This is a genomic window from Klebsiella sp. M041 (assembly GCF_059759695.1).
The window spans coordinates 1-25,366 of sequence record NZ_JCAXWU010000023.1; the positions used below are offsets into that span (position 1 = coordinate 1).

General features: G+C 61.0%; 25 protein-coding genes. 17 read left to right on the top strand and 8 right to left on the bottom strand.

Annotated features, from left to right (window positions below):
* Nucleotides 1-449: 449 nt before the first annotated feature.
* From AC6CWS_RS22820 to AC6CWS_RS22835, 4 genes are all read right to left on the bottom strand, one after another.
* A complete protein-coding gene (locus AC6CWS_RS22820; protein ID WP_017900087.1) occupies nt 450-821 on the bottom strand; it encodes a plasmid partitioning/stability family protein in 372 nt (123 codons plus the stop codon).
* A 9-nt stretch (nt 822-830) separates the two neighbouring features.
* Nucleotides 831-1,787: a plasmid segregation protein ParM domain-containing protein gene (gene parM / locus AC6CWS_RS22825; RefSeq protein WP_080901628.1), complete on the bottom strand. Its 957-nt coding sequence runs from the start codon at nt 1,785-1,787 to the stop codon at nt 831-833.
* 275 nt (nt 1,788-2,062) lie between these two features.
* Entirely contained in the window at nt 2,063-3,478 is a 1,416-nt protein-coding gene (gene melB / locus AC6CWS_RS22830; RefSeq protein ID WP_080901629.1) for a melibiose:sodium transporter MelB, read from the bottom strand.
* Nucleotides 3,479-3,570: 92 nt separating this feature from the next.
* A complete protein-coding gene (locus AC6CWS_RS22835) occupies nt 3,571-4,923 on the bottom strand; it encodes an alpha-glucosidase/alpha-galactosidase (protein WP_080901630.1) in 1,353 nt (450 codons plus the stop codon).
* Between the two features lie 239 nt (nt 4,924-5,162).
* On the opposite strand from AC6CWS_RS22835, the gene melR reads away from it, so the two are divergent.
* Nucleotides 5,163-6,101, top strand: coding sequence for a transcriptional regulator MelR (gene melR, locus AC6CWS_RS22840; protein WP_004206385.1), 939 nt, complete (start codon nt 5,163-5,165; stop codon nt 6,099-6,101).
* Nucleotides 6,102-6,150: 49 nt separating this feature from the next.
* Here melR and proP read toward each other — a convergent pair whose 3' ends face one another.
* Nucleotides 6,151-7,653, bottom strand: coding sequence for a glycine betaine/L-proline transporter ProP (proP, locus tag AC6CWS_RS22845; RefSeq protein WP_023291673.1), 1,503 nt, complete (start codon nt 7,651-7,653; stop codon nt 6,151-6,153).
* A gap of 544 nt (nt 7,654-8,197) precedes the next feature.
* On the opposite strand from proP, the gene AC6CWS_RS22850 reads away from it, so the two are divergent.
* From AC6CWS_RS22850 to phnP, 12 genes are all read left to right on the top strand, one after another.
* Nucleotides 8,198-8,533: a zinc ribbon domain-containing protein YjdM gene (locus AC6CWS_RS22850; protein ID WP_023291672.1), complete on the top strand. Its 336-nt coding sequence runs from the start codon at nt 8,198-8,200 to the stop codon at nt 8,531-8,533.
* A gap of 227 nt (nt 8,534-8,760) precedes the next feature.
* Nucleotides 8,761-9,195, top strand: a complete 435-nt coding sequence (yjdN, locus tag AC6CWS_RS22855) for a VOC family metalloprotein YjdN (RefSeq protein WP_023291671.1) — start codon at nt 8,761-8,763, stop codon at nt 9,193-9,195.
* A gap of 155 nt (nt 9,196-9,350) precedes the next feature.
* Nucleotides 9,351-10,076: a phosphonate metabolism transcriptional regulator PhnF gene (phnF, locus tag AC6CWS_RS22860; protein WP_080901645.1), complete on the top strand. Its 726-nt coding sequence runs from the start codon at nt 9,351-9,353 to the stop codon at nt 10,074-10,076.
* The gene (gene phnG / locus AC6CWS_RS22865; RefSeq protein WP_080901631.1) at nt 10,077-10,529 is read left to right on the top strand and encodes a phosphonate C-P lyase system protein PhnG; all 453 of its coding nucleotides are present in this window, start codon (nt 10,077-10,079) and stop codon (nt 10,527-10,529) included. It begins immediately after the preceding gene.
* Nucleotides 10,526-11,110 carry a phosphonate C-P lyase system protein PhnH gene (gene phnH / locus AC6CWS_RS22870; RefSeq protein ID WP_008807244.1) on the top strand — a complete coding sequence of 195 codons (585 nt, stop codon included), beginning with the start codon at nt 10,526-10,528 and terminating at the stop codon, nt 11,108-11,110. Before phnG ends, phnH begins: the two co-directional genes overlap by 4 nt.
* Nucleotides 11,111-12,175 (top strand): carbon-phosphorus lyase complex subunit, encoded by a 1,065-nt coding sequence (locus AC6CWS_RS22875; protein ID WP_080901632.1) that lies wholly within the window; start codon nt 11,111-11,113, stop codon nt 12,173-12,175.
* Nucleotides 12,168-13,016, top strand: coding sequence for an alpha-D-ribose 1-methylphosphonate 5-phosphate C-P-lyase PhnJ (locus tag AC6CWS_RS22880; RefSeq protein ID WP_080901633.1), 849 nt, complete (start codon nt 12,168-12,170; stop codon nt 13,014-13,016). The genes AC6CWS_RS22875 and AC6CWS_RS22880 overlap by 8 nt, the downstream gene beginning before the upstream one ends.
* Entirely contained in the window at nt 13,013-13,771 is a 759-nt protein-coding gene (gene phnK / locus AC6CWS_RS22885; RefSeq protein ID WP_080901634.1) for a phosphonate C-P lyase system protein PhnK, read from the top strand. Before AC6CWS_RS22880 ends, phnK begins: the two co-directional genes overlap by 4 nt.
* Before the next feature lie 107 nt (nt 13,772-13,878).
* The gene (gene phnL, locus AC6CWS_RS22890) at nt 13,879-14,559 is read left to right on the top strand and encodes a phosphonate C-P lyase system protein PhnL (protein ID WP_023291665.1); all 681 of its coding nucleotides are present in this window, start codon (nt 13,879-13,881) and stop codon (nt 14,557-14,559) included.
* The gene (gene phnM, locus AC6CWS_RS22895; RefSeq protein WP_023291664.1) at nt 14,556-15,692 is read left to right on the top strand and encodes an alpha-D-ribose 1-methylphosphonate 5-triphosphate diphosphatase; all 1,137 of its coding nucleotides are present in this window, start codon (nt 14,556-14,558) and stop codon (nt 15,690-15,692) included. The genes phnL and phnM overlap by 4 nt, the downstream gene beginning before the upstream one ends.
* Nucleotides 15,692-16,255, top strand: coding sequence for a ribose 1,5-bisphosphokinase (gene phnN, locus AC6CWS_RS22900; protein ID WP_080901635.1), 564 nt, complete (start codon nt 15,692-15,694; stop codon nt 16,253-16,255). Before phnM ends, phnN begins: the two co-directional genes overlap by 1 nt.
* A gap of 15 nt (nt 16,256-16,270) precedes the next feature.
* Nucleotides 16,271-17,029: a phosphonate metabolism protein PhnP gene (gene phnP / locus AC6CWS_RS22905; RefSeq protein WP_023291662.1), complete on the top strand. Its 759-nt coding sequence runs from the start codon at nt 16,271-16,273 to the stop codon at nt 17,027-17,029.
* Nucleotides 17,030-17,051: 22 nt separating this feature from the next.
* On the opposite strand, the gene yjdP is transcribed toward phnP, so the two are convergent.
* The gene (gene yjdP, locus AC6CWS_RS22910; RefSeq protein WP_032429059.1) at nt 17,052-17,408 is read right to left on the bottom strand and encodes a DDRRRQL repeat protein YjdP; all 357 of its coding nucleotides are present in this window, start codon (nt 17,406-17,408) and stop codon (nt 17,052-17,054) included.
* Between the two features lie 70 nt (nt 17,409-17,478).
* Nucleotides 17,479-19,764 carry an ATP-binding protein gene (locus AC6CWS_RS22915; RefSeq protein WP_080901636.1) on the bottom strand — a complete coding sequence of 762 codons (2,286 nt, stop codon included), beginning with the start codon at nt 19,762-19,764 and terminating at the stop codon, nt 17,479-17,481.
* Nucleotides 19,765-19,943: 179 nt separating this feature from the next.
* Between AC6CWS_RS22915 and AC6CWS_RS22920 the strand changes: the two genes are divergently transcribed.
* From AC6CWS_RS22920 to AC6CWS_RS22935, 4 genes are all read left to right on the top strand, one after another.
* Nucleotides 19,944-21,464 (top strand): sugar ABC transporter ATP-binding protein, encoded by a 1,521-nt coding sequence (locus tag AC6CWS_RS22920; RefSeq protein ID WP_080901637.1) that lies wholly within the window; start codon nt 19,944-19,946, stop codon nt 21,462-21,464.
* Entirely contained in the window at nt 21,461-22,459 is a 999-nt protein-coding gene (locus tag AC6CWS_RS22925) for an ABC transporter permease subunit (RefSeq protein WP_023291658.1), read from the top strand. The genes AC6CWS_RS22920 and AC6CWS_RS22925 overlap by 4 nt, the downstream gene beginning before the upstream one ends.
* A gap of 30 nt (nt 22,460-22,489) precedes the next feature.
* Nucleotides 22,490-23,431, top strand: coding sequence for an ABC transporter substrate-binding protein (locus AC6CWS_RS22930; RefSeq protein ID WP_023319512.1), 942 nt, complete (start codon nt 22,490-22,492; stop codon nt 23,429-23,431).
* 74 nt (nt 23,432-23,505) lie between these two features.
* Complete coding sequence (locus AC6CWS_RS22935; protein ID WP_080901638.1) at nt 23,506-24,513, top strand: carbohydrate kinase family protein; 1,008 nt, start codon at nt 23,506-23,508, stop codon at nt 24,511-24,513.
* A gap of 50 nt (nt 24,514-24,563) precedes the next feature.
* Here the strand turns inward: AC6CWS_RS22935 and AC6CWS_RS22940 are convergent, their stop codons facing one another.
* Nucleotides 24,564-25,292: a response regulator gene (locus AC6CWS_RS22940; RefSeq protein WP_044525150.1), complete on the bottom strand. Its 729-nt coding sequence runs from the start codon at nt 25,290-25,292 to the stop codon at nt 24,564-24,566.
* Nucleotides 25,293-25,366 lie beyond the last annotated feature (74 nt).

Genomic DNA, 25,366 nt, shown 5'->3' on the forward strand with positions numbered 1-25,366 from the left:
TACCGGACTAGGCCCACCATTGCACTGGATCCGTAGGCCCGCGCAAGCGTAGCGCCGCCGGGCATGGCCACAGCCAGGGAGCCGCCTGTATGCCGGGTGGCGGCTACGCCTGACCCGGCCTACAAACTAAGCACAGCGCAAACCGGGGAATTTCCCGGGTCGCGGCGTTCCGCCTTACCCGGGCTACCGGACTAGGCCCCCCATTGCACTGGATCCGTAGGCCCGCGCAAGCGTAGCGCCGCCGGGCATGGCCACAGCCAGGGAGCCGCCTGTATGCCGGGTGGCGGCTACGCCTTACCTGGCCTACAAACTAAGCACAGCGCAAGCCGGGGAATTTCCCAGTCGCGGCGTTCCGCCTTACCCGGGCTACCGGACAGTGTAAACAGTAGCCCGGCTAAGCGCAGCGCAAGCCGGGGAGTTTCCCGGATAGCGCAAACCGCGAATAGCGCTTAGTCCGGCAGCGAACCGGCGAGGTTGCGCGCCGAAACGCTCTCGCTGACCGGCGCGGGCGGCTCCGGCGCCTTAGCCGGGGCGGCCGCTGGTGCGGCTGTCGGGGCGGAAGAGGCCGGCTGGATCTCAAGGAACGAGGCCAGCATCTTGCGCAGCGTTTCCGGTTTCGTGTCTTCCGCCAGCAGCGCCGCCAGCATCGACGGCAAGCGGCTATCGACTTCCCCTAACGCCAGCCCCGCCAGCAGCGCCGTGCGCGACATATCGCCACGGTCGCCGCGATGGTGGGCCTCAATTTTTGCGTCCGCGAAGCGCTCGCTGGCGCTGATATCCGGGCGCAGGTAAATCAGCACTTTTCTGCGTTCCAGAGTCATAGACGCTCCTTAGCCAATAATTTTCAGACCACGCACCAGGGCGAACTGCGGCTCTTCAGCCACCACGAAACGGTCCTCACGCAGGCCCATACGTTCACGAATGGCATCGGCAACCAGCGGCGCGCCGCCGCCAATCACGATGGCATGCGAGTAGCCTTTAAAGCTATCGATAGCCGTCAGGACGCGGGTGGTCAGACGTTCGATGCTGTTAGTGATCACCTTTTTCACCTCAGAAACCGCATCCGGATCGTTGATGTTATCGGTCAGGTACGCTTCGTCATGGCGATTGATAATGATCTGGTCGACGTTATAGCTTGAGGTATCGGTATTCGCCCGCGCCAGCGCCAGCTTAACGGCGTCGGTCACCAGCGATACGCCCAGCTTCGGGTCGCCGTAAATGCGCGAAACCGAGGTCATCTGCCCGGCGACCATCGAGATATCGAGCGTGGTGCCGCCGAGGTCGACAATCAGCACCGAATGGGAGGGCTTGAGTTCATCGCACAGGCTAATGCCCGCCGGAATCGATTCCGGGCGCACGGTGACTTTGGTGATATTGAACACCACGCCTTTATTCAGTTTAACTTCGCGCAGCAGGCTCTTTTTCTTACGCTCAATGTTGTCGAGGCGATATTGCGCATCCTCGTCATAAAATTCAGTCAGCGGCAGCGTCACAACTATTTCGACGTCCTGTGGCTCAAGACCGCTGGTCAGCAGCGCGTGATGGACAGCGATGGAGTTCAACGGGCTGTACTGCCAGTCAATATTATTGGTCGGGAGCGCGTCGGGAGTGATCAGGTCGAATGAGTACTTTTCATCATCCACGGTGTAGTTAAAGGGCTTCCCGGAACCGAAGGTGGCAGACCAGCCGCGTTTAAAACTGTTGGGGCTGATATGGGTGAAAGTTTCGCCATCTTGCTCCCACAGCATTTTGATATTGGTTGAACCATCATCGATAAAAATGCGCATCGCATTGCTCCATCACTGAGACAAATAAGAGAAAAATGTAACACCCAAAAAGAGTAGCAAGAGTTAAAAAGCAGCGCAAGAGCACGAAAAAGAGACAATTCTGAGTTTTAATTGAGAATAATTGGAGCAAATAACAACTACATGAACCTAAAGAGAGAATATTTTGAGACAAATTAGAGAAATGCGTTTTCTCTTTTCGTCCGCTTTCAACGCTCATTTTTGTCCAAAAAAGAGAGCATCCCTCCCCTCTTTCGTCAGCTGTTTTCGAACGCTTTTTACACCTGGTTGGATACCACAATGGGCCGTTCCGGCTCAGCCACATTTTCCGGTACCCGGCGATATTTATCCAGCAGGTGAATCTGAATGCGACGCAGCATATCGCCGTTGAGCTTGTAATAGCGGAAATAGAGAAACAGCGTCAGGGCAAAAAAGAGCGTCGGCAGCGCTATCATAATCGCCTGCATCCCCAGCAGCGTCTGGGACGACTGGGCCACATTCGGCACATAACCGATGATACCGAGCACGATGGCGATAAACCAGGCCGCGAACGCCGAGCCCGCTTTCACCACCAGCGTCTGCACCGAATAGGCGATACTTTCGCAGCGGATGTTCATCGTATATTCGCCGTAGTCGACGGTATCGGCCACCATAATAACCTGCAGCACCCAGAACAGCGCGGTGCCGATATTCAACAGCACGCCGGCCAGCGAAATCAGCGCGACGTTGTAGATCCCGCTCAGCGCCATCAGCAACAGCACGCCGCAGCCCAGCACCGGCATGATCGAAGCGCCCGCCCACAGAATGCGCCGCGACAGCCCTTTCACCAGCCGCGGAAACAGCACTAACGTCAGCAGGTTCGCCGCGCCGGCGTAGGACATGTAATACGGGAACATCTCCGCGCTGCCAATCACGTAGGTAAAGTAGTAAATCGCAAAGCCAGCGATAATATTCGCCGCCGTGTTATAGGCCAGCGCCATGCCCAACAGGCAGGCCAGCTGATCGTTTTTATAGATCAGCGCCACCATCTGGCGCAGTGAGAGATGGCTGGCATCCTCGCTCACGCCGCTATCCGAGGAGTAAACCTCGTGGACGTTGCGCAGCGTGACGAGGGTGGAAACCACGAAGAAGGCGATCAACACCAGGGTGAACATCTGGAAACCGAAACCGCGGTCGGAGCCGCCCACGGCGCTGACAAACGGCAGCGTGACGCCAGCAGTGACGAATCCCGCCAGGCTGGCGAAAAAGCGTGGATACGGCACCAGCTGTTCACGTTCGCGTTTATCAAGGGTAATGGTCGGTACCAGCGACCAGAACGGCACATCCATGATGGTGTAGGTGAACCCCCACAGCAGATAGGTCAGCCACACCCATGCCAGCAGCGCCCCGCCGGAGAAGTGATGGGCGCTGAACAGCATATACAGCACTACCGAGTTGGTTATCGTGCCAATCAGGATCCACGGTTTGAATTTCCCCCATCGCGATCGCGTACAGTTGACGATCCACCCCATGATCGGATCGGCTATCGCATCGAGGATCCGCGCCACCAGAAACAAGGTGCCGACCACCCCAACCGACAGTCCAACAATATCGGTGTAGTAATACATCAGATACATGTAGACGATACCGATAGCGAAATCTTTACCAAAGGCACCAAATCCGTAGCTGAGCTTTGTTGTCATTGAAATACTCATAGGGTACAGGTCGCTGTCGCCAGCGCCTCCTTCAGTGTTTGATAGAGCATGCAGGACGCCGCCGGGTCGTTGCCCCCGGCGGCATGAGAAGATTAACGATGCAGCCAGGACGGCAGCCAGTCGCCGTGGCTGGCGATCAGATCGTCCACCAGCGCGTAGATCTCTTCGATCCCCAGCACCGCAGCGGTGTGCGGATCCATCATCGTGGCGTAATAGACGTAATCGCGATTTTCGGTGAGGATCGCCTCCGTGAGCAGCGTCTGCACGTTGATGTTGGTCTGCATCAGCGCCGCCAGATGCGCCGGCAGCGCACCCATTTTGGTCGGCTGAATGCCGTTGGCGTCCACCAGGCAAGCCACTTCCACGCAGCAGCCCTGCGGCAGGTTGTCGATAAGGCCGTCATTGCGCACGTTGCCATACACCACGCTTGGCTCGCCGGTCCAGATGGCGTTCATGATGGTGCTGGCATACTCACGGGATGGCTTCACCTCGATGCGCTCACCGCGCTGATAGCTCTCCAGCTCCTGATGCCAGTTGGCCAGTTGCTCGACGCAGCGTTTCGGGTATTCATCCAGCGGCACTTTATAGCGGGCGATAAGGTCCTCGCGGCCCGGCTTGATAAACCATGGCGTGTATTCGGCAAAATGCTCCGATGACTCGGTCACAAAGTAGCCGAGCTTTTTGAACATCTCATAGCGGACGATATTTTCGCAGCGCGGGTTGCCGTGCAGGTTAGGCTTCGGCGCGCGCCCATCGGCGTAGGCCTGCAGCAGGTCGGGATAGAGGCTGACATAGCTGCCGTCGGCGAGCTTTTTCTCCAGCGAGAGATAGAACGCCATATGGTTAATCCCGGCGCAGCGGTAGCGTAAATCCGCCGGGTTGAGGTCAAGATCGCGCGCCAGTTCTTCCGCCGTTCCCTGCACCGAGTGGCACAGGCCAACCTGTTTAATATGCGGGTAGCGGGCGTACATGGCCCAGGTGTTCATCGCCATTGGGTTGACGTAGTTAAGCAGGGTGGCGTCCGGGCAGACCTCGGTCATGTCGTCGCAGATAGCCCACAGGTGAGGTATGGTACGCAGGGCGCGCATAATGCCCCCCGGACCCAGCGTATCGGCGATGGTCTGCTCCAGGCCATGGCGTTTACAGACCTCAAAATCGGTGACAGTACAGGGCTCATAGCCGCCAATCTGGAAGGCGACCACAACGAAATCAGCGCCCTGCAGGGCGGTTTTGCGATCGCGGTGGCAGCTGATTTCGCCCTTCGCGCCGACGGAATCCATCAGCTTGCGCACCACGGTATGCGACTCTTCCAGCCGGGTGTCATCGATATCCATCAGCGCGACATGCGCCGATTTCAGCGCCGGGCGCTGGAAAACATCACCGAGAATATTTTTAACGAACACCGTCGAACCGGCGCCGATAAAGGTAATTTTTGGGGCGGTCATTACGCTCTCTCCATCTGGTCATTGAACCCTTGCAGAGTGGCACGCCGTTCAGCGTTGCGCTGCCCTGTTCCCACCGGAGCATTCCCGAAAGCTCAGATCGGCCATTAAGCGCCACAAAATCTGAGTTTTCGGGAACAGATTGCGCAAAAAGGAGAGAAAATGGGCCGATTCTTCCGCTAAGCTGTCGTCAGTTCTGGCGAAAAATGCAGCCACTCTGACAATTCAGGAATACGCTAACGATGGAATACCGCTTCACCTCCCTGCCCCCCGATCCCTTTATGTGCAGCAGCGATGAAAAGCAGAGCCGCAGCCCGCTGGCGCTCTACTCTGAGTATCAGCGTATGGATATCGAGCTGCGCCCGCCGCACGCCATGCCTACCAGCCACTGGCATGGCCAGGTGGAGGTCAACGTGCCGTTCGATGGCGACGTGGAATATTTGATTAATAACGAAGTAGTGCGCATAGAGAAAGGCTATATCACCCTGTTCTGGGCCTGTACGCCGCATCAGTTGACCCGCCCGGGGGATTGCCAGCAGATGGCGATCTTTAACCTGCCGATGCATCTGTTTCTCTCATGGCCGCTGGACCGGGAGCTGATCAACCACGTCACTCACGGGATGGTGATTAAATCCCTTGCCGCCCAGCAGCTGAGCGCCTTCGAGGTGCGCCGCTGGCAACAGGAGCTGAACCACGACAATGAACAGATTCGCCAGCTGGCGATCGATGAAATCGCCCTGATGCTGAAACGGCTGAGCCTCGCCGGCTGGCAGCCGATTCTGGTCAACAAAACCTCGCGCACCCATAAGAACAGCGTCTCGCGCCATGCGCAGTTTTATGTCAGCCAGATGCTGGAATTTATCGCCGCCCACTACGACCAGGCGCTGACCGTCAATGCCGTCGCCGAGCACGTTAAGCTCAACCCGAACTATGCGATGGGGGTATTCCAGAGAGTGATGCAGCAAACCATGAAGCAGTACATTACCGCCATGCGTATCAATCACGTGCGGGCGCTGCTGAGCGATACCGACAAGACCATCCTGGATATCGCCCTCACCGCCGGTTTCCGCTCCAGCAGCCGTTTCTACAGCACCTTTACCCGCTACGTGGGGATGCCGCCGCAGCAGTACCGTAAACTTAGCCAACAGCGTCGTCACGGTCTGGCCTTGCCGGAGGCATAAAAAATGCCGCCGGGGTTTCCCCAGGCGGCATGATTAGCAGTGAAAACAGTTAGTCGTTGATACGCGGATGCTGCTGCACCAGACGCGACCGTTTTGCCTGCAGATCGGCGATCTCCTGATCGATATCTTCGATTTTTTGCTCGATGTTATCGTAGTGCTCGCCAAGGATTTCTTTCGCTTCCTGAATATCCGACGCCGCCGGGGTCGCCCCTTTCAGCGGACGGTTAGCCGTCTCTTTCATCGACAGGCCCGTCGCCATACCCACCACCGCGATCACCATCAGGTAGTATGCCGGCATCATCAGGTTCTGGGTGGTCTCCACCAGCCACGCCGCCAGGGTTGGCGTCAGACCGGCAATCAGCACCGAGATGTTAAAGGCGCTGGCCAGAGCGCTGAAGCGGATGTGCGTCGGGAACATCGCCGGCAGCGATGAGGCCATCACGCCGATAAAGCAGTTCAGCACCACCGCCAGCAGCAGCAGACCGGCGAAGATCAGGCTCGTCACGTTGCTGTTGATCATAATGAAGGCCGGGATCGACAGGGCAAACAGCGCCACGCTACCAATCAGGATAAACGGGCGGCGGCCGAAACGGTCGCTAAGCATACCGATAACCGGCTGCACAAACAGCATCCCGACCATGATGGCGATGATGATCAGCACCCCATGATCTTCCGAGTAGTGCAGGTTATGCGACAGGTAGCTCGGCATGTAGGTCAGCAGCATGTAATAGGTCACGTTGGTGGAAATCACCAGACCGATACAGGTCAGCAGGCTACGCCAGTGCTTAGTGGCAATCTCTTTAAAAGAGACCTTCGGCCCGTCCTGCAGACCTTCACGGTCGCCCTGCTCCATGGTGTCCACATGCTGCTGGAACGCCGGGGTCTCTTCCAGCGCATGGCGCAGATAGAGGCCGATGATGCCTAACGGCAGCGCCAGGAAGAACGGGATACGCCAACCCCACTCAAGGAAGTTCTGTTCACCCACCACGCTGGAGATCAGGACCACCACGCCGGCCCCCATCACAAACCCGGCGATGGAGCCAAAGTCCAGCCAGCTGCCCATAAACCCGCGTTTACGGTCAGGGGAGTATTCCGCGACGAAGATCGACGCCCCGGTATATTCACCACCGACCGAGAAGCCTTGCGCCATTTTACACAGCAGCAGCAGGATCGGCGCCCAGATACCTATCGTGGCATACGAAGGAATAAGGCCGATACAGAAAGTACTTATCGACATGATCACGATAGTTATCGCGAGAATTTTCTGCCGACCATATTTATCGCCCAGCATCCCGAAGAACAGGCCGCCCAGCGGACGAATTAAAAATGGAACGGAGAAGGTACCGAGTGCGGCAATCATCTGCACGCTTGGGTTGGCATCGGGGAAGAAGACTTTACCTAAGGCGTAGGCCACAAAGCCGTAGACGCCGAAATCGAACCACTCCATCGCGTTGCCCAGGGAGGCCGCGGTGATCGCCTTTTTCAGTTTACCATCGTCGATGATGGTCACATCCTTAAGGGTGATGGGCTTTATTTTTTTCCTTTTAAGCATATTTTTCCTCTGCTACTCCGCCTTGAATGCACGTCTCTTCGCCGAATGGCAAAGCCATTCGCAACGTGCGTCAGGAGCGGTGAATTGCTGTGCTCCTCATTTCAAGCGTAGCAGGTTTGCCTGCACTGTCTGCTGACAGAATGTACAACCGAACCTGTTGACGCCTGCTGTGGCTACTGGTGAATAAATGGAGCGGCTCATCGTCATCATTGATGAAATTGACCTGCTCCCCTTTTTTACCCTAACAGTGTTTATATCTGCGATCAACTTCACATAAATTTACCGCCTAATTACAGAGTCCCAGAAAATAAATAAGTTCATTTTCTGCCGATCGCCCGGAAATTATTTCGTCGATGTTGTTCCATCGCCGGCGGTTAATTTCAGCAATTATTCGGTTCTTCCCGGAATAGCGCCCCGGCTATTTTTTAGCAAAAAAACACCCGACAAAAGTGGGTGATTGCGCTATAATCATAGCCACTTTCGGCTCTCAGCCGCTGTTTAAAGGACCAACGTCCTGTTTTTCGACGACATCACGAGGAACGTCATGCAACTGCCACACTGCCCAAAATGCGATTCGACTTACACTTATGAAGACAACGGCATGTACATCTGCCCGGAATGCGCCCATGAGTGGAACCCTGCCGAAGCCACGGAAGAAAACGACGTTCTGATCGTTAAAGATGCCAATGGCAATTTACTGGCCGATGGCGACAGCGTCACGGTAGTGAAAGATCTGAAGGTTAAAGGCAGCTCATCGATGCTGAAAATCGGCACCAAAGTGAAGAATATCCGCCTGGTCGAAGGCGATCACAATATTGACTGCAAAATTGACGGTTTTGGCCCGATGAAGCTGAAATCTGAATTCGTCAAAAAGAACTGATTTATTTCCGGGCAGGCGACGCGATTATTTTCCCCTATCGCCGTCGCCGCTCCCGATATCCTCACTGCCCTTCGCCTCCCTGCGCATCCGGTTATTTATCCCGCCAGCCGCCGCTATTTACGCTGCCGCCTGCAGCACTATTCCCGCCCCATTTTCGCGCTGCCGTCTGGCTCAATCCCGCTGTGGGCGACTACGCTTTACGGGTTACGGTCACTGAGGGATTCACCATGTCCTTAAGTCCTTACCTTGCCTTTGCGGGCAACTGCGCCGAGGCGATCGCCTTCTATCAGCAGACGCTGGGCGCCGAGCTGATGTTTAAAATGACCTTTGGCGAAATGCCGCCTTCGGCGCAAGAAGCCTCTGACGGCTGCCCGTCTGGCCAGAAGATGGCGGATGACGCCATCGCCCACGCCAGCCTGCGCATCGGCAACGGCGAGCTGATGCTAAGCGACAGCGCCTTCGGGCCCGATGTGCATTACGCCGGCTTCACCCTCGTCCTCGATCCCAACGATGTCGCTGAAGGCCAGCGCTGGTTCGACGCGCTGGCGGTCGGCGGGCGCATTGAGATGGCCTGGCAGGAAACCTTCTGGGCCCACGGCTTCGGCAAAGTCGTCGATCGCTTTGGCGTCCCATGGATGATCAACGTAGTCAAACAAGGCTGACCCCGCCAGGGCGGCCTGGCCGCCCTGTCATCCGTCTGGCATTAACTCTTCATCCTTTAGTCATCATCACTTAACAGAACTGCAACATAAACCGGTCAGGATCGGCTCACAACGCGAGGAGGCTCCTCGCCTATGCTGTGTGAGGCTTGATGACCATGCACCTGTCCAGACATCCGACCAGTTATCCCACGCGCTATCAGGAAATCGCCGCCCGGCTTGAGCAGGAGCTGCGCCACCACTATCGCTGCGGCGACTATCTGCCCGCCGAGCAGCAGCTGGCGACGCGCTTCGACGTAAACCGCCATACCCTGCGTCGGGCTATCGACCAGTTGGTTGAGCGCGGCTGGGTACAACGCCGTCAGGGCGTCGGCGTGCTGGTGCTGATGCGGCCGATCGATTACACGCTCAATGCCCAGGCGCGGTTCAGCCAGAACCTGCTGGAACAAGGCAGCGATCCCACCAGCGAAAAACTGCTGTCGGTACTGCGCCCCGCCAGCGCGCACGTTGCCGAGGCCTTTGGCATTAGCGAGGGCGAGAATGTCATCCACCTGCGCACCCTGCGCCGGGTCAATGGCGTCGCCCTGTGCCTGATTGACCACTACTTCGCCGACCTGCACTTCTGGCCGGTGTTGCAGACCTTCAGCCACGGCTCGCTGCACAACCTGCTCCGCGATCGGCTTAACGTCGAACTGACCCGGGTGCGTACCAAAATCAGCGCCCGTCGCGCGCAGGCGAAAGAGAGCAAGCTGCTGGAGATCCCCAATATGGCGCCGCTGCTCTGCGTGCGCACCCTCAACAGCCGCCAGGGCGAGCAGGCCGTCACCGAATACTCCGTCAGCCTGACCCGCGCCGACATGATTGAATTCACCATGGAGCACTGAATGCACTTCGATACCGCCACCCGCCAGCGCTGGATGTCCGTGCTGGCCCACAGTGAACCGCAAGATCTTCTGGCACGCATGCACGCCCTGCAGCTGGCGCCGGAGTATGAGCTGATCCGCTCTCCCGAGACAGGCCTGGTGCAGCTTCAGGCCCGGATGGGCGGTATCGGCGACCGTTTCTTCGCCGGCGACGCCACGCTCACCCGGGCGGCGGTACGTCTGGCCGATGGTACGCTCGGCTACAGCTGGATCTTAGGCCGCGACCGCCCGCACGCCGAACGCTGCGCGGCCATCGACGCCCTGCTGCAGTCGCCCCGCCATTTTCACAATTTAATGGAAACCCTGATAACCCCGCTGGAAGCGCTACGCAGCGCGCGCACTGAAGCCCGACGCGCCGAAGTCAACGCCAGCCGGGTCGACTTCTTTACCCTGGTTCGCGGAGATAACGCATGACCTTACAACCCGCTTTTACCCTGGCTGTGCAGGATGCCCAACACAGTTTTCGTCGCCTGCTGAAAGCGATGAGCGAGCCGGGGGTGATTGTCTCCCTGCAGCAGTTGCAGCACGGCTGGCAGCCGCTGAACGTCGCCTCCACCAGCCTGCTGCTGACCCTTGCCGATCACGAAACACCGGTCTGGCTCGCCAGCGCCCTGCATAACGATCTGGTGGGACAGAATCTGCGCTTCCATACCGGCGCGCCGCTGGTGGACCAGCCGCAGCAGGCGGTCTTTGCGGTCGCCAATGACGGCATCAGCGCCGAGCAGCTCAACGTCCTCTCCGCGGGCACCGTCACCGCCCCGGAGACCGGCGTCACGCTGATCGTCCAGCTCGCCAGCCTGAGCGGCGGGCGCATGCTGCGCCTGACCGGGGCAGGCATTGCCGAAGAGCGAATGATCGCCCCTCAGCTGCCGGACTGCATCATTGACGAACTGACGGAGCGCCCGCACCCGTTCCCGCTGGGCATTGACCTGATCCTCACCTGCGGCGAGCGCTTGCTGGCGATCCCGCGCACCACCCACGTGGAGGTTTGCTAAATGTACGTTGCCGTCAAGGGCGGCGAGAAGGCGATCCGCGCCGCTCACGCCTTACAGGAACAGAAACGACGGGGCGATGGACGGCTTCCCGAACTGAGCGTTGACCAGATAAGCGACCAGCTCAATCTGGCGGTGGACCGGGTGATGACCGAGGGCGGCATCGCCGATCGCGAACTGGCGGCGCTGGCGCTCAAGCAGGCCAGCGGCGATAACGTCGAAGCGATCTTCCTGCTGCGCGCCTACCGCACCACCCTGCCGCGGCTGGCGGTTAGCGAACCGATCGACACCGCCGGAATGCGTCTCGAACGCCGCATCTCGGCAGTGTACAAAGATATCCCCGGCGGTCAGCTGCTGGGCCCTACCTACGACTACACCCACCGCCTGCTCGATTTTACCCTGCTGGCGAACGGCGACGCGCCGTCTGTGCCGAAAGCCGATAGCGAAGCGCCGACCTCGCCGCATGTTTTCCGCCTGCTCACACAGCAGGGGCTGGCGAAGGCCGAGGAAGATCGCGGCACACCGCCCGACGATATCACCCGCACCCCGCCGGTCTACCCCTGCTCGCGTTCTTCACGCCTGCAGCAGCTGATGCGCGGCGATGAAGGCTACCTGCTGGCGCTGGCCTATTCGACTCAGCGCGGCTATGGCCGCAACCATCCGTTTGCCGGCGAGATCCGCAGCGGCTACGTGCAGGTGGAGATTGTCCCGGAAGAGCTGGGCTTTAGCGTCAATATTGGCGAGCTGCTGCTGACCGAATGCGAAATGGTCAACGGCTTCGTCGCCCCGCAGGATGAACCGCCGCACTTCACCCGCGGCTACGGTCTGACCTTCGGCATGAGCGAGCGCAAAGCGATGGCCATGGCCCTCGTCGACCGCGCCCTGCAGGCGGCGGACTATGACGAAGAGATTGCCGGTCCCGCCCAGGATGAAGAGTTTGTGCTGGCCCACGCCGATAACGTTGAAGCCGCCGGCTTCGTCTCGCATCTGAAGCTACCGCACTATGTCGATTTCCAGGCCGAACTGGCGCTGCTGAAACGCCTGCAACGGGAGAACGAACGTGGCTAACCCACTGACTGGCTATAACTTTGCTTATCTCGACGAGCAAACCAAGCGCATGATCCGCCGGGCTATTCTCAAAGCGGTAGCCATTCCCGGCTATCAGGTGCCGTTCGGCGGTCGCGAAATGCCCATGCCCTACGGCTGGGGCACTGGCGGCATCCAGCTGACCGCCAGCGTCATCGGCGAGAACGACGTGCTGAAGGTGATTGACCAGGGCGCCGATGACACCACCAACGCGGTGTCGATCCGCCAGTTCTTTAAGCGCGTGACCGGCGTCGCCACCACTGAGCGCACTGAAGACGCCACCCTGATCCAGACCCGCCACCGCATCCCGGAGACGCCGCTGGTGGAGGATCAGATCCTGATCTATCAGGTGCCGATCCCGGAGCCGCTGCGCTTTATCGAGCCGCGCGAAACCGAAACCCGCACCATGCACGCCCTGGAAGAGTATGGCGTGATGCAGGTGAAACTGTATGAAGATATCGCCCGCTTCGGCCATATCGCCACCACCTACGCCTACCCGGTGAAGGTCAATGGCCGCTACGTGATGGACCCCTCGCCGATCCCGAAATTCGATAACCCGAAAATGCACATGATGCCGGCGCTGCAGCTGTTCGGCGCCGGGCGTGAAAAGCGGATCTACGCCGTGCCGCCCTATACCCCGGTGGAAAGTCTCGATTTCGACGACCATCCGTTTACCGTCCAGGAGTGGGATGAGCCTTGCGCCATCTGCGGCTCGCGCCACAGCTACCTCGACGAAGTGGTGCTGGATGACAGCGGCCAGCGGATGTTTGTCTGCTCCGATACCGACTATTGCCGCCAGCAGAGCGAGGAGCAGAAAAAATGAGCCAGCCGTTACTTGCCGTCAATCACCTGACCCATCTCTATGCCCCGGATAAAGGCTTCCGCGACGTCTCCTTCGAACTGTGGCCGGGGGAAGTGCTCGGCATCGTTGGGGAGTCCGGATCCGGTAAAACCACCCTGCTGAAGGCGATTTCCGCCCGCCTGACGCCGCAGCGGGGCGAGGTGCTGTACCAGCAGCGCTCGCTGTACGCCATGAGCGAAGCCGAACGCCGCCGCCTGCTGCGCACCGAATGGGGGGTGGTGCATCAGCACCCGATGGACGGCCTGCGTCGCCAGGTCTCCGCCGGGGGCAACATCGGCGAACGGCTGATGGCCACCGGCGCCCGCCACTACGGCAACATTCGCGCCACCGCTGAAAAGTGGCTGCAGGAGGTGGAGATCCCGCCCTCGCGCATCGACGACCTGCCCACCACCTTTTCCGGCGGCATGCAGCAGCGCCTACAGATCGCCCGCAATCTCGTCACCCAGCCGAAGCTGGTGTTTATGGATGAACCCACCGGCGGGCTGGATGTGTCCGTACAGGCGCGGCTGCTTGATCTGCTGCGCTGCCTGGCGGTGGAGCTTAATCTGGCGGTGGTGATTGTCACCCACGATCTCGGCGTCGCCCGCCTGCTGGCGAACCGACTGCTGGTGATGAAGCAGGGCCAGGTGGTGGAGAGTGGCTTAACCGACCGGGTGCTCGACGATCCGCATCACCCTTACACCCAGCTGTTGGTGTCGTCGGTATTGCAGAACTGACGCTGTTTTGCCGGGCGGCGGCTGCGCCTTACCCGGCCTGCAGATGCGTTATTCGTAGGCCGGGTCAGCGAAGCGCCACCCGGCAACTCAACCCCGTGAGGGCTAACATGATCCGCGTTGAAAACATTCATAAAACCTTTGTTCTGCACCAGCAACACGGCGTGCGTCTGCCGGTGCTGGCCGACGCCTCGCTGACCGTTAACGCCGGGGAGTGCGTGGTGCTCCACGGCCACTCCGGCAGCGGCAAATCGACCCTGCTGCGCTCGCTGTACGCCAACTATCTGCCGGACAGCGGCCATATTCATATCCGCCACGGCGACGAATGGGTCGATCTGGTCACCGCCACGCCGCGCAAGGTGCTGGAAGTGCGTCAAACCACCATCGGCTGGGTCAGCCAGTTTCTGCGGGTGATCCCGCGCATTTCGGCGCTGGAGGTGGTGATGCAGCCGCTGCTCGACCTCGGGACGCCGCGTGAAGCGAGCGCCGCCAAAGCCGCCCAGCTGCTGACCCGCCTCAACGTTCCCGAACGTCTGTGGCATCTTGCGCCGTCGACCTTTTCCGGCGGCGAACAGCAGCGGGTCAATATCGCCCGCGGTTTTGCGGTCGACTATCCGATCCTGCTCCTCGATGAACCCACCGCCTCACTGGATGCCAAAAACAGTGCTGCCGTGGTCGACCTGATCCACGATGCCAAAGCGCGCGGCGCGGCCATCGTCGGGATTTTCCATGACGAAGGGGTACGCCGCCAGGTCGCCGACCGGCTGCACCCCATGGGAATGACAGCATGATTATCAATAACGTAAATCTGGTTCTCGACGACGACGTGGTACACGGTTCGCTGGAAGTCCAGGGCGGTCGCATTCTCGCCTTCGCGGAAAGCCAGAGCCGGCTGCCGCAGGCGCTGGATGGCGAAGGCGGCTGGCTGCTGCCGGGCCTTATCGAACTGCATACCGATAACCTCGACAAATTCTTTACCCCGCGACCGAAGGTGGACTGGCCGGCCCACTCGGCGATGAGCAGCCACGATGCAATGATGGTCGCCAGCGGCATCACCACCGTGCTCGACGCCGTGGCGATTGGCGACGTGCGCGATGGCGGCGATCGTCTTGAGAATCTGGAGAAGATGGTCAATGCGGTGGAAGAGACGCAAAAGCGTGGTCTTAACCGCGCCGAGCACCGTCTGCACCTGCGCTGCGAGCTGCCGCATCACACCACGCTGCCGCTGTTTGAAAAGCTGATCGAGCGCGAATCGGTGAGCATGGTCTCGCTGATGGATCACTCCCCGGGCCAGCGCCAGTATGCCGATCGCAGCAAGTACCGCGATTACTATCAGGGAAAGTACCATCTGACGCATGACGAGATGGATCGTTTTGAAGCCGAGCAGATGGCCCTGGCCGCCACCTGGTCGCAGCCCAATCGCCAGACCATTGCCGCCATGTGCCGCGCCCGCCGTATCGCCCTCGCCAGCCACGACGACGCTACCGAGGCGCATGTGGCTGAATCCCACCAGTTGGGTAGCGTGATCGCCGAGTTTCCTACCACCCTGGCCGCGGCGCAGGCTTCACGTCAGCGCGGGATGCACGTCCTGATGGGGGCGCCGAATATCGTGCGCGGCGGTTCCCACTCCGGCAACGTCGCCGCCCACCAGCTGGCGAACCACGGTTTGCTCGACATTCTCTCTTCCGACTACTACCCCGCCAGCCTGCTGGATGCCGCATTCCGCATCGCCGACGCCGAGGATAACGCCTTCACCCTGGCGCAGGCGATCCGTCTGGTCAGCAAACATCCGGCGCAGGCGCTGGGCCTTGACGATCGCGGCGTCATCGCCGAGGGGAAACGCGCCGACCTGGTGCTGGCGCACCGTCGCGGCGAGCATGTCCACATCGACCATGTCTGGCGCCAGGGAAGGAGGGTCTTTTAATGCCGGGGAAACTGATTTGGCTGGTGGGGCCCTCCGGCTCCGGTAAAGACAGCCTGCTGGCGGCGCTGCGCCAGCGCGAGCACCCGCAGCTGCTGGTGGCGCATCGTTACATTACCCGGCCCTTTAACGCCGGTAACGAAAACCATATCGCCCTCAGCGAACATGAATTTTTTACCCGCGCCGAGCAGCATCTCTTTGCCCTCAGCTGGCACGCCAACCATACTTACTATGGCATTGGCGTGGAGATCGACCTCTGGCTGCACGCCGGCTTCGACGTGGTGGCCAATGGCTCCCGCGCCCATCTGGCGCTGGCGCGGGAACGCTACGGCGAGGTGCTGGTGCCGATCTGTCTCGCCGTCTCGCCGCCGGTGCTGCGCCAGCGGCTGGAGCAGCGCGGCCGGGAAAATGCGGTGGACATCGCCCAGCGTCTGGACCGCGCCGCGCGCTATAAGCCGGACGATTGCCTGACGCTGAATAACGACGGCAGTCTCAGACAATCGGTTGACGATTTCTTCCGCCTGCTGCGCAGCCACGTGGCACGCGTAGAGAATCAACCGGTATGAGTGAAAGGTGACACGATGAGCCTGACCCTCCGCTTAACCGGCACCGGCGGCGCTCAGCTGGTGCCGGTCTTCGGCTGCGATTGCGCGGCCTGCCGCCGCGCCCGCCGTGAGGAAAGCCATCGCCGCCGCCCCTGTAGCGGGGTGGTGACGTTCAACAGCGCAGTGACGCTGCTGGACGCCGGTAGGCCGGATCTGATGGAACATCATCCCGCCGGCAGCTTTCAGCAAGTGCTGCTAACCCACTATCACCTGGATCATGTGCAGGGGCTGTTTCCGCTGCGCTGGGGCGTGGGCGGGCCGATCCCGGTCTATGGCCCGCCGGACGACGCCGGCTGCGACGATCTGCTCAAGCACCCCGGCCTGCTCGACTTCAGCCATACCGTCACGCCGTTTGTGGTGTTTGAGCTGCAGGGCCTGCGGGTGACGCCCCTGCCGCTCAACCATTCGAAGCTCACCTTCGGTTATCTGCTGGAGTCGGCCCACAGTCGGGTGGCCTGGCTCTCGGATACCGCCGGGCTGCCGGACAAGACGCTGAAGTTTTTACTCAACAATCGCCCGCAGGCGATGATCATCGACTGCAGTCATGAGCCGCGCGCGCAGACCCCGCGTAACCACAACGATTTCACTACCGTTCGCGCCCTTAACCAGGCGATAGGCTGTCCGCGAGTGATCCTCACCCATATCAGCCATCAGTTTGACGTCTGGATGATGGATAACCCGCTACCGGAAGGTTTCGAAGCGGGCTATGACGGGATGGAAATAGTACTGGATTAAGCGTCGGTCTGCAGCGGGGCGATCAATAGTCATCGTCCAGACGACGCTGATCGCTTTCTAACTGGCGGCGATCGCGATCGAGCTGGCGCTGGCGTTCATCCAGCTGACGGCGGCGATCGTCCAGCTGGCGTTGCCGATCGTCATACTGGCGCTGGCTGTCACGACTCTGCTGGCGGCTCCCTTGATAGCGCCCGTCATCATAACGGCCATCGTCATTGTCTCTGTCGTCGTCGTCACTGGAACGGCTACTGCCCGGGTTATAGGCGTCGTTAATGGCTTGCTGAATATTGCCGATCGCGTCATCGATAATATCGGCGCGAGCGGCCAGGCTGGTCAGCGACAGAGTGCAAAAGAGCAGTGCGGTTGCGTAACGTTTCATCGGGGCCAATCTCATCAGAGTCCTGCCGCTACCTTAATCAACGGCATGCCGCCCGGGTAGCGGAGGAATCTCAAATCCTCGCGTACGCCGCGCTTAGCGCCTGCGCCAGCTGGGCGCGGGTAAAGGGCTTACGCAGCCACTCCACCTCCGGCAGGGCCGGGTTCTGCGCCGGGCGCAAATCCTGGCCGCTGATCAGCAGCACCGGCAGCGCCGGAAAGCGGCGGCGGGCGGTATGGATCACATCGGCGCCGCTCAGCGCGCCGGGCAGCATCAGATCGCTGATCAACAGGGCGATATCCGGCGAGGCCTCCAGCAGCTGCAGCGCCGCTTCCCCGCTGGCGGTTTCCAGCGTCAGCCAGCCCAGCTGATGCAGCTGTTCGCACAGCGTCTGGCGAACATCCTCTTCATCCTCCAGCACCAGCGCCAGCCGCTCTCCCGCCGGGATGGGTTCGTCTTCCACCGGCGCCACCGCCTTCCCGACCTCGGTCATCGCCCGGGGCAGCTGCAGCCGCACCGTCGTCCCCTGTCCCGGCGCGCTCTCCAGCGCCACCCGGCCGCCCGACTGGCGCACAAAGCCATACACCATCGACAGCCCCAGGCCGCTGCCGCTGCCGGTGGCTTTGGTGGTGAAGAAGGGTTCAAACACCCGGGCTTTCACCGCCTGCGACATGCCGCTGCCGTGATCGATCACCTCCAGGGCCACCATATCCTGCCGCTGGCCGCTGCTGCGAGTGACTCGCTGATTCCAGGTGCGAATTTTAATGACGCCCGCGCGCCCGGCCATGGCGTCGCGGGCGTTCATCACCAGGTTGATCAGGGCGTTTTCCAGCTGGCCGACGTCTATCCATGCCGGCCATGCCGGCGACTGCGCCTCAATCTCCAGGCTCAAGGTCGCCGGCAGGGAGTGGCGCATCAGCTCGCTGAGGTTCTCCAGCAGCGGCGCCATCGCCACCGCCTGGGGATGCAGCGCCTGCTTGCGCGAAAAGGCCAGCAGCCGCTGGGTCAGCAGCGCCCCGCGTTCCGCCGCCTTCAGCGCCCTGGTGAGGCGCGGCGCATCCTGCGCATTCGGCTCCACCAGCTCAAGGCTGCCGATGATCACCGCCAGCAGGTTGTTAAAATCATGCGCCAGGCCGCCGGTCAGCTGGCCGACGGCCTTCATCTTCTGGCTGTGCAGCAGCGCCTCCTCCAGCTCCTGGCGCTTAATCCGATCGATCTCCATCTGGGTGGTCTTCTCTTTCAGCAGCCGGGTGGTGTGCTCCAGCGACGCCGTATTGCGGGCGAAAACGTTAAAGGCGCGCGCCAGTTCGCCCAGCTCGTCGCGCCGCTGCAGGGCCGGCACCGAGACGTTCGGCTCTCCCTGAGCCAGCCGCGACATCGCCCGCGAGATAGCGGTCAGGTTAGAGCCCAGGTTACGGTAGATGTACCACCCGGCGCAGCCGGTGATCGCCAGCGCCAGCAGCGCGGAAAGCAGAATAAACATGCTGATGGAGCGTAGCTCCCGATGGCTCTGCGCCGCCCGCTGTTCGGAGGCTTCCGCCACCCGGGTCACGTACTGATTGATGTCGTCGTTAAGCAGCGCGACCAGCGCTTTGATGTGGTACATGTACCAGCTGATCGTCAGGTCGCTCTCCTCCAGCTGGGCCGACAGCGGGGCAAGTTTCGCCAGCTCCCGGGTGACGTCGGGAAGAACAAACGCCAGCGCGGGATCGGCGCTATGGGCCGGCAGGTCGCCGCGCAGCTGGTCGAGCTGCAGGACGATCGACCGCGGCGTGACGGTATGGATCGCGGCAACGATCAGCCGGTCCATCTCGGCCAGCCGGCGAGGATCGATCGCCCGGTCCCCGCCGCGATCGTTAAGATCGGCGAGATGGCGCAGGTTGCTCTGATTCTGGTAAAGCGAACTCAGCAGCGCATTGCGCTGCAGATGGCGGCGCTGGCCGCGCTCCAGCATCTCCGCCACGCTCTGCTGCAGCGCGTTGCTGCGGCGAATAATACTGGCCACCAGCGCCTGCTCCTGCTGCGCCAGCGGGGCCGCCGCCAGCTGGGCCAGCGAGTGCTTCAGCGCCTGCTGCGTCGCCAGCAGCCGTTCCGCTTCGCTTTTGTACTCCAGCGCGCCCACCACCTGCGACAGGCGCACCGCCGCCGTGGCGACATTCGCCGTGTCCCGCGCCAGATCCATACTGCCGCGCATATCGTTGAGGGTCTGGCGCTGCACCTGCTCCTGCAACTGGCTGGCGTGGTGAAAGCCGAACACCGCCACGCCGCTCACCAGCAGGGTGACGACTACCATCAGCAGATTAAAGGAGAGCAGGCGGCCACGGGCGCTGGTGAAAAACGGGTGTCGGCGAGCGGTCATAGCAACTCCGGTGAAGGAACGGTCGGCAGATAAGCGTGACGGTGCAGAAAATGACGCCGCGTAACTGTGATCGCGGTTAACTATTTATCACTATGACAAATATGAATGGATTCTGACATCCTGCATTTATTTTCCGGTGGTGGACTGCAGCTATTGTTCTCGCAGACAGGAGCGCCGTGATGATCGCCACCCCGGTACTGGAAATGCGCCATATCGCCAAAGCTTTTGGCAAATTCTACGCGCTGAAGGGCGTCGACCTGACGGTCTGGCCCGGCGAGATCCATGCCCTGATGGGGGAAAACGGCGCCGGAAAAAGCACGCTGATGAAGATCCTCGCCGGCGCCTATACCGCCACCAGCGGCGAGATCCTGATCGACGGGAAACCGCAAACGATCCGCGGCCCCAAGGACGCGCTGGCCGCCGGGATCACGTTGATCTACCAGGAGATGCAGCTGGCGCCGAACCTGACCGTCGCGGAAAACATTTTCCTCGGCAGCGAGCTGGCGCGCGGTGGCCTGGTGCAGCGCAAAGCGATGCTCAGCCAGGCGCAGGCGGTGATCGACCGTCTCGGCGCCCAGTTCAAGGCCAGCGACCGGGTGATGACCCTGACCATCGCCGAACAGCAGCAGGTGGAGATCGCCCGCGCTCTGCACCGTCAAAGCCGCATTCTGGTGATGGATGAACCCACCGCCGCCCTCTCCTCGCGAGAAACCCAGCGCCTGTTCGACCTCATCCTGCGCCTGCGTGACGAGGGCATGGCGATCATCTATATCAGCCACCGCATGGCGGAAGTGTATGAGCTCTCCGACCGGGTCAGCGTCCTGCGCGATGGGCAGTATGTCGGCAGCCTGGTGCGCGACAAGCTCAATGCGCCGGAGCTGGTGCGCATGATGGTCGGCCGTCCGCTCAGCGATCTGTTCAATAAAGAGCGCGATATTCCCCGCGGCCAGCCGCGCCTGCGGGTCGAGGATCTGACCGATGGCGGCAAGGTTAAGCCCAGCAGCCTGGTGGTGCATGCTGGCGAAATCGTCGGCCTCGCCGGGCTGGTCGGCGCCGGACGCTCCGAGCTGGCGCAGCTGATCTTTGGCGTGCGCAAAGCCACCGGCGGGGTGATCGAGATCGACGGCGAGCCGGTGGTGATCCACTCGCCGCGCGAAGCCATCGACCATGGAATCGGCTTTCTGACCGAAAATCGCAAAGAGCAGGGCCTGTTTCTCGAACTGGCGGCCCAGGAAAACATCACCATGGCGACGCTGGAGCGCGACGCGACCTGGGGGATGCTCAATCGCCGTAAGGCGCAAACTATTTCCGATGACGCCATCCAGTTACTTAACATTCGCGTGCCGCACGCCCAGGTGCGCGCCGGCGGACTGTCCGGTGGCAACCAGCAGAAGCTGTTGATTTCGCGCTGGGTGGCGATTGGCCCACGCATTCTGATCCTCGATGAACCCACCCGCGGCGTCGACGTCGGCGCGAAAAGTGAGATTTACCGCATCATGAACGACATGGCGCGCCAGGGCGTCGCTATTCTGATGATCTCCAGCGAACTGCCTGAAGTGGTGGGCATGAGCGACCGGGTCTATGTGATGCGCGAAGGGACTATCGCCGGCGAGCTGCAGTCCGGCGATATCAGCCAGGAACAGATCATGACGCTGGCCACCGGCGTGAACGATTCTCACCTTAAGGCAGGGCAACTATGAGCATACCGAAAGAGACCTCCGCGCCGGTCGCGACATCCGCTTCGGCGAAAAAAATGCTGATGGGCGACCTGATGCAGACCGTCGGCATTCTGCCGATCCTCATCCTGATCGTCGCCGTTTTCGGCTTTATCGCCCCCAACTTCTTCACGGAAAGCAATCTGCTGAATATTACCCGCCAGGCCTCGATCAACATTGTGCTGGCGGCGGGAATGACCTTCATCATCCTCACCGGCGGCATTGACCTCTCCGTCGGCTCCATTCTCGGCACCACCGCGGTGGCGGCAATGGTGGTCTCGCTGATCCCGGAGTTGGCGTTGCTGTCAATTCCGGCGGCGCTGATGCTCGGCCTGCTGCTTGGGCTGTTCAACGGCGCGCTGGTGGCCTTCGCCGGGCTACCGCCGTTTATCGTCACCCTCGGCACTTACACGGCGCTGCGCGGCGCCGCCTATCTGCTGGCCGACGGCACCACGGTAATCAACTCCGATATCAGCTTCGAGTGGATCGGCAATGACTACCTCGGCCCGGTGCCGTGGCTGGTGGTCATCGCCCTGGCGGTTATCGCGGTGTGCTGGTTTATCCTGCGCCGAACCACCCTTGGGGTGCATATCTACGCGGTGGGCGGCAACATGCAGGCGGCGCGGCTGACCGGCATCAAAGTCTGGCTGGTGCTGCTGTTTGTCTATGGCATGAGCGGCCTGCTCTCCGGCCTTGGCGGGGTGATGAGCGCCTCCCGGCTGTACAGCGCCAACGGCAATCTCGGGGTCGGCTACGAGCTGGACGCCATCGCCGCAGTCATTCTCGGCGGCACCAGCTTCGTCGGCGGCATCGGCACCATCACCGGTACGCTGGTGGGGGCGCTGATTATCGCCACCCTCAATAACGGTATGACCCTGATGGGGGTCTCCTACTTCTGGCAACTGGTGATCAAAGGGGCGGTGATCATCATTGCGGTGCTGATCGACAAATACCGTACCCGACACCATCAAAGTGCATAACAACACCATCTTACCTGCGAGGAAAAGCGAATGCGTTTAAAACCGATAGTCACCGCGCTGTGTGCTGGCGCGCTGCTGGCCGCCGCCCCCTTTGCGTCGGCCAAAGAGCTGAAAGCGATAGGCGTGACGGTGGGCGACCTTGCCAACCCGTTTTTTGTGCAGATCACCAAGGGCGCGGAGCTGGAAGCCCGCAAACTGGCGGGGGATAACGTCAAAGTGACGCTGGTCTCCAGCGGCTACGACCTGGGCCAGCAGGTGGCGCAGATCGACAACTTTATCGCCGCTAAAGTCGATATGATTATCCTCAACGCCGCCGATTCGAAAGGCATTGGCCCGGCGGTGAAGCGGGCCAAAGAGGCCGGGATCGTGGTAGTGGCGGTTGACGTTGCCGCCGAAGGGGCCGACGCCACTATCACCTCCGATAACACCCAGGCGGGCGAGCTGGCCTGTAAATACATTAGCGATCGTCTGAACAACAAAGGCAACGTGGTGATCATCAACGGGCCGCCGGTATCCGCCGTACAAAACCGCGTCGAAGGCTGCGAAACGGAGTTCAAAAAACACCCGGATATTAAAATTTTGTCCTCCAACCAGAACGCGAAAGGCAGCCGGGAAGGCGGACTGGAGGTGATGACCTCCCTGCTGGCGGCCAATCCGAAGATTGACGGCGTGTTCGCGATCAACGATCCGACGGCGATTGGCGCCGATCTGGCAGCGAAACAGGCGCAGCGCAGCGAGTTCTTCATCGTCGGCGTCGACGGCAGCCCGGACGGCGAAGAGGCGCTGAAGCGTAAGAACTCGCTGTTCGTCGCGACGCCGGCGCAGGATCCGCAGGTGATGGCGGCGAAGGCGGTGGAAATTGGCTATAACATCCTGCAGGGCAAACCGGCGCCGACCGCGCCGGTGCTGATCCCGGTGACCATGATCGACAAAAATAACGTCAGTTCCTACAAAGGCTGGACCGTGAAATAAGCGCAACCGGGCGCACAATCGTTCCGCCGATTGTGCGCTACGCTTAACAGGTATGACGGCGCGGGGTAGCGATCATGGAACGCAAAGGCATTATTGCCGCAGGCAACATGCTGGTCGATCATGTCCACCTGATCAGACAGTGGCCGGAGCGCGGCTGGCTGGTGGAAATTATTCACAGCGAACGCGCCACCGGCGGCGCGCCGCTGAATGTCCTGCTGACCCTGGCCAAAATGCACGCCGGACTGCCGCTGCAGGCGGTCGGCCTGATTGGCGAGGATAACGATGGCGACTACATTACCGCCATGCTCGATCAGTACCATATCAATCGCCAGCTTGTGCAGCGCACCAGCTCCGCCCCCACCTCGATGACTCAGGTGATGACCGACGCCGAAGGCCAGCGCACCTTCTTTCACTCTCCCGGCGCCAACCGCCTGCTTGACCTTCCGGCCTTTGAGCCGCTGGATGCGCCGCTGAAAATTTTCCATCTCGGCTATCTGCTGCTGCTTGAGAGTCTCGATCGCCCCGACGAAGAGTACGGCACCCGCAGCGCGCGGTTGCTGGCGCAGATGCGCGAGCGAGGCTATGAGGTTTCCCTCGATCTGGTGTCGCGCAAGGGCGACCCGCGCTACCGCCCGCTGGTCCTGCCGGCGCTGGCGCATCTTGACTACCTGACCATCAATGAGCTGGAAGCCAGCGAGTTTAGCGGGCTGGAGATTCGTCTACCCAACGGCGAGCCGCACGTCGCCCATATCGCCCGCGCCGCCAGCGCATTGCTTGACGCCGGCGTGCGCCAACGGGTGGTGATCCACTGCCCGGAGGGGGCATGGGGCGTCTCCCGTACCGAAGCCGGGCGCTGGGTGCCGTCATGGCGGCTGCCGCCGGAGGAGATTGTCGGCAGCGTCGGCGCCGGGGATGCCTTCTGCGCCGGCCTGCTGTACGGCAGCCACGAACGCTGGCCGTTAACCGACAGTCTGCAGCTAGCCCACGCCTGCGCACGCGCCAGCCTGCAGGCTGCCAATGCGATCGACGGCGCCAAAACGCTCACTGAGCTACAGGCGTTTATTCAGTTGCAGAATAATTAGAAGGGTTGACTCCCCCAGCAATGGGCAGGCCGGTTAGACAGCTTCCCGCCCTACGCCGCCTTCTCGCTGTGGGTCACGTCGGCGGAAAAGACATAGCCCAGGCCGCGCAGCGTTTTAATCAGCGTCGGCTGATGCGGGTTCAGCTCGATTTTGCGCCGCAGGCGCATGATCAGCACATCGATGGTGCGGTCGAACACCTCGGTGCTTTCGGTATGGGTCAGCGCCAGCAACTGTTCGCGGTTCAGCACCCGGCGGGCGTTCTGCGCCAGCGCCAGCAGCAAACCGTATTCTCCCTGGGTCAGCGGGATCGCCTGCTGCTGCGGGTTATACAGCTCACAGCGGGTGGTATCCAGCCGCCAGCCGTTGAACGTCAGGCCAGCGACGCCGCCCGGCGCCTCGCTGGCCAGCGCCCCGCTGCGCCGCAGCACCGCCTTCACCCGGGCGACCACCACCCGCGAACTGAACGGTTTGGCGATGTAATCATCGGCGCCCATCTCCAGGCCCACCACCACATCGGACTCGCTGCCCAGGCCGGAGAGCATCACCACCGGCAGCTCAGGCCGGGTGCGCTGCAGCTGCTGGAGCACCTGCAGGCCATGGGTATCCGGCAGGATCATATCCAGCAAAACCAGCGCGATGTCCGCCCGCTGCGCCACCGTCGCCAGCGCGTCGCCGCCGGTCTGGCAGACCAGCACCTCAAACGCGTGCGCGCCGAGCACATCGCTGAGCAGCTCGCCCATCGCTATGTCGTCATCAACCACTAAAATGACCGGTTTCATCTTTGCCTCTGCCCGCGGGGAGTTAGTGTCAGTCTGATCGATTCTGCAAGGCTGCGCCGACAAATTCCTCTTCC

Excerpts from the sequence above, each read along its gene's own strand:
- phnF (WP_080901645.1), top strand. The coding sequence starts at position 9,351 with ATGCACCTGTCCAGACATCCGACCAGTTATCCCACGCGCTATCAGGAA.
- melR (WP_004206385.1), top strand. The coding sequence starts at position 5,163 with ATGGAATACCGCTTCACCTCCCTGCCCCCCGATCCCTTTATGTGCAGC.
- phnP (WP_023291662.1), top strand. The coding sequence starts at position 16,271 with ATGAGCCTGACCCTCCGCTTAACCGGCACCGGCGGCGCTCAGCTGGTG.
- AC6CWS_RS22940 (WP_044525150.1), bottom strand. The coding sequence starts at position 25,292 with ATGAAACCGGTCATTTTAGTGGTTGATGACGACATAGCGATGGGCGAG.
- parM (WP_080901628.1), bottom strand. The coding sequence starts at position 1,787 with ATGCGCATTTTTATCGATGATGGTTCAACCAATATCAAAATGCTGTGG.
- phnG (WP_080901631.1), top strand. The coding sequence starts at position 10,077 with ATGCACTTCGATACCGCCACCCGCCAGCGCTGGATGTCCGTGCTGGCC.
- phnL (WP_023291665.1), top strand. The coding sequence starts at position 13,879 with ATGATCCGCGTTGAAAACATTCATAAAACCTTTGTTCTGCACCAGCAA.
- yjdP (WP_032429059.1), bottom strand. The coding sequence starts at position 17,408 with ATGAAACGTTACGCAACCGCACTGCTCTTTTGCACTCTGTCGCTGACC.
- AC6CWS_RS22915 (WP_080901636.1), bottom strand. The coding sequence starts at position 19,764 with ATGACCGCTCGCCGACACCCGTTTTTCACCAGCGCCCGTGGCCGCCTG.
- AC6CWS_RS22920 (WP_080901637.1), top strand. The coding sequence starts at position 19,944 with ATGATCGCCACCCCGGTACTGGAAATGCGCCATATCGCCAAAGCTTTT.
- proP (WP_023291673.1), bottom strand. The coding sequence starts at position 7,653 with ATGCTTAAAAGGAAAAAAATAAAGCCCATCACCCTTAAGGATGTGACC.
- phnM (WP_023291664.1), top strand. The coding sequence starts at position 14,556 with ATGATTATCAATAACGTAAATCTGGTTCTCGACGACGACGTGGTACAC.
- phnK (WP_080901634.1), top strand. The coding sequence starts at position 13,013 with ATGAGCCAGCCGTTACTTGCCGTCAATCACCTGACCCATCTCTATGCC.
- AC6CWS_RS22850 (WP_023291672.1), top strand. The coding sequence starts at position 8,198 with ATGCAACTGCCACACTGCCCAAAATGCGATTCGACTTACACTTATGAA.
- AC6CWS_RS22935 (WP_080901638.1), top strand. The coding sequence starts at position 23,506 with ATGGAACGCAAAGGCATTATTGCCGCAGGCAACATGCTGGTCGATCAT.
- melB (WP_080901629.1), bottom strand. The coding sequence starts at position 3,478 with ATGAGTATTTCAATGACAACAAAGCTCAGCTACGGATTTGGTGCCTTT.
- AC6CWS_RS22820 (WP_017900087.1), bottom strand. The coding sequence starts at position 821 with ATGACTCTGGAACGCAGAAAAGTGCTGATTTACCTGCGCCCGGATATC.
- AC6CWS_RS22875 (WP_080901632.1), top strand. The coding sequence starts at position 11,111 with ATGTACGTTGCCGTCAAGGGCGGCGAGAAGGCGATCCGCGCCGCTCAC.
- AC6CWS_RS22925 (WP_023291658.1), top strand. The coding sequence starts at position 21,461 with ATGAGCATACCGAAAGAGACCTCCGCGCCGGTCGCGACATCCGCTTCG.
- AC6CWS_RS22930 (WP_023319512.1), top strand. The coding sequence starts at position 22,490 with ATGCGTTTAAAACCGATAGTCACCGCGCTGTGTGCTGGCGCGCTGCTG.
- phnH (WP_008807244.1), top strand. The coding sequence starts at position 10,526 with ATGACCTTACAACCCGCTTTTACCCTGGCTGTGCAGGATGCCCAACAC.
- phnN (WP_080901635.1), top strand. The coding sequence starts at position 15,692 with ATGCCGGGGAAACTGATTTGGCTGGTGGGGCCCTCCGGCTCCGGTAAA.
- yjdN (WP_023291671.1), top strand. The coding sequence starts at position 8,761 with ATGTCCTTAAGTCCTTACCTTGCCTTTGCGGGCAACTGCGCCGAGGCG.
- AC6CWS_RS22835 (WP_080901630.1), bottom strand. The coding sequence starts at position 4,923 with ATGACCGCCCCAAAAATTACCTTTATCGGCGCCGGTTCGACGGTGTTC.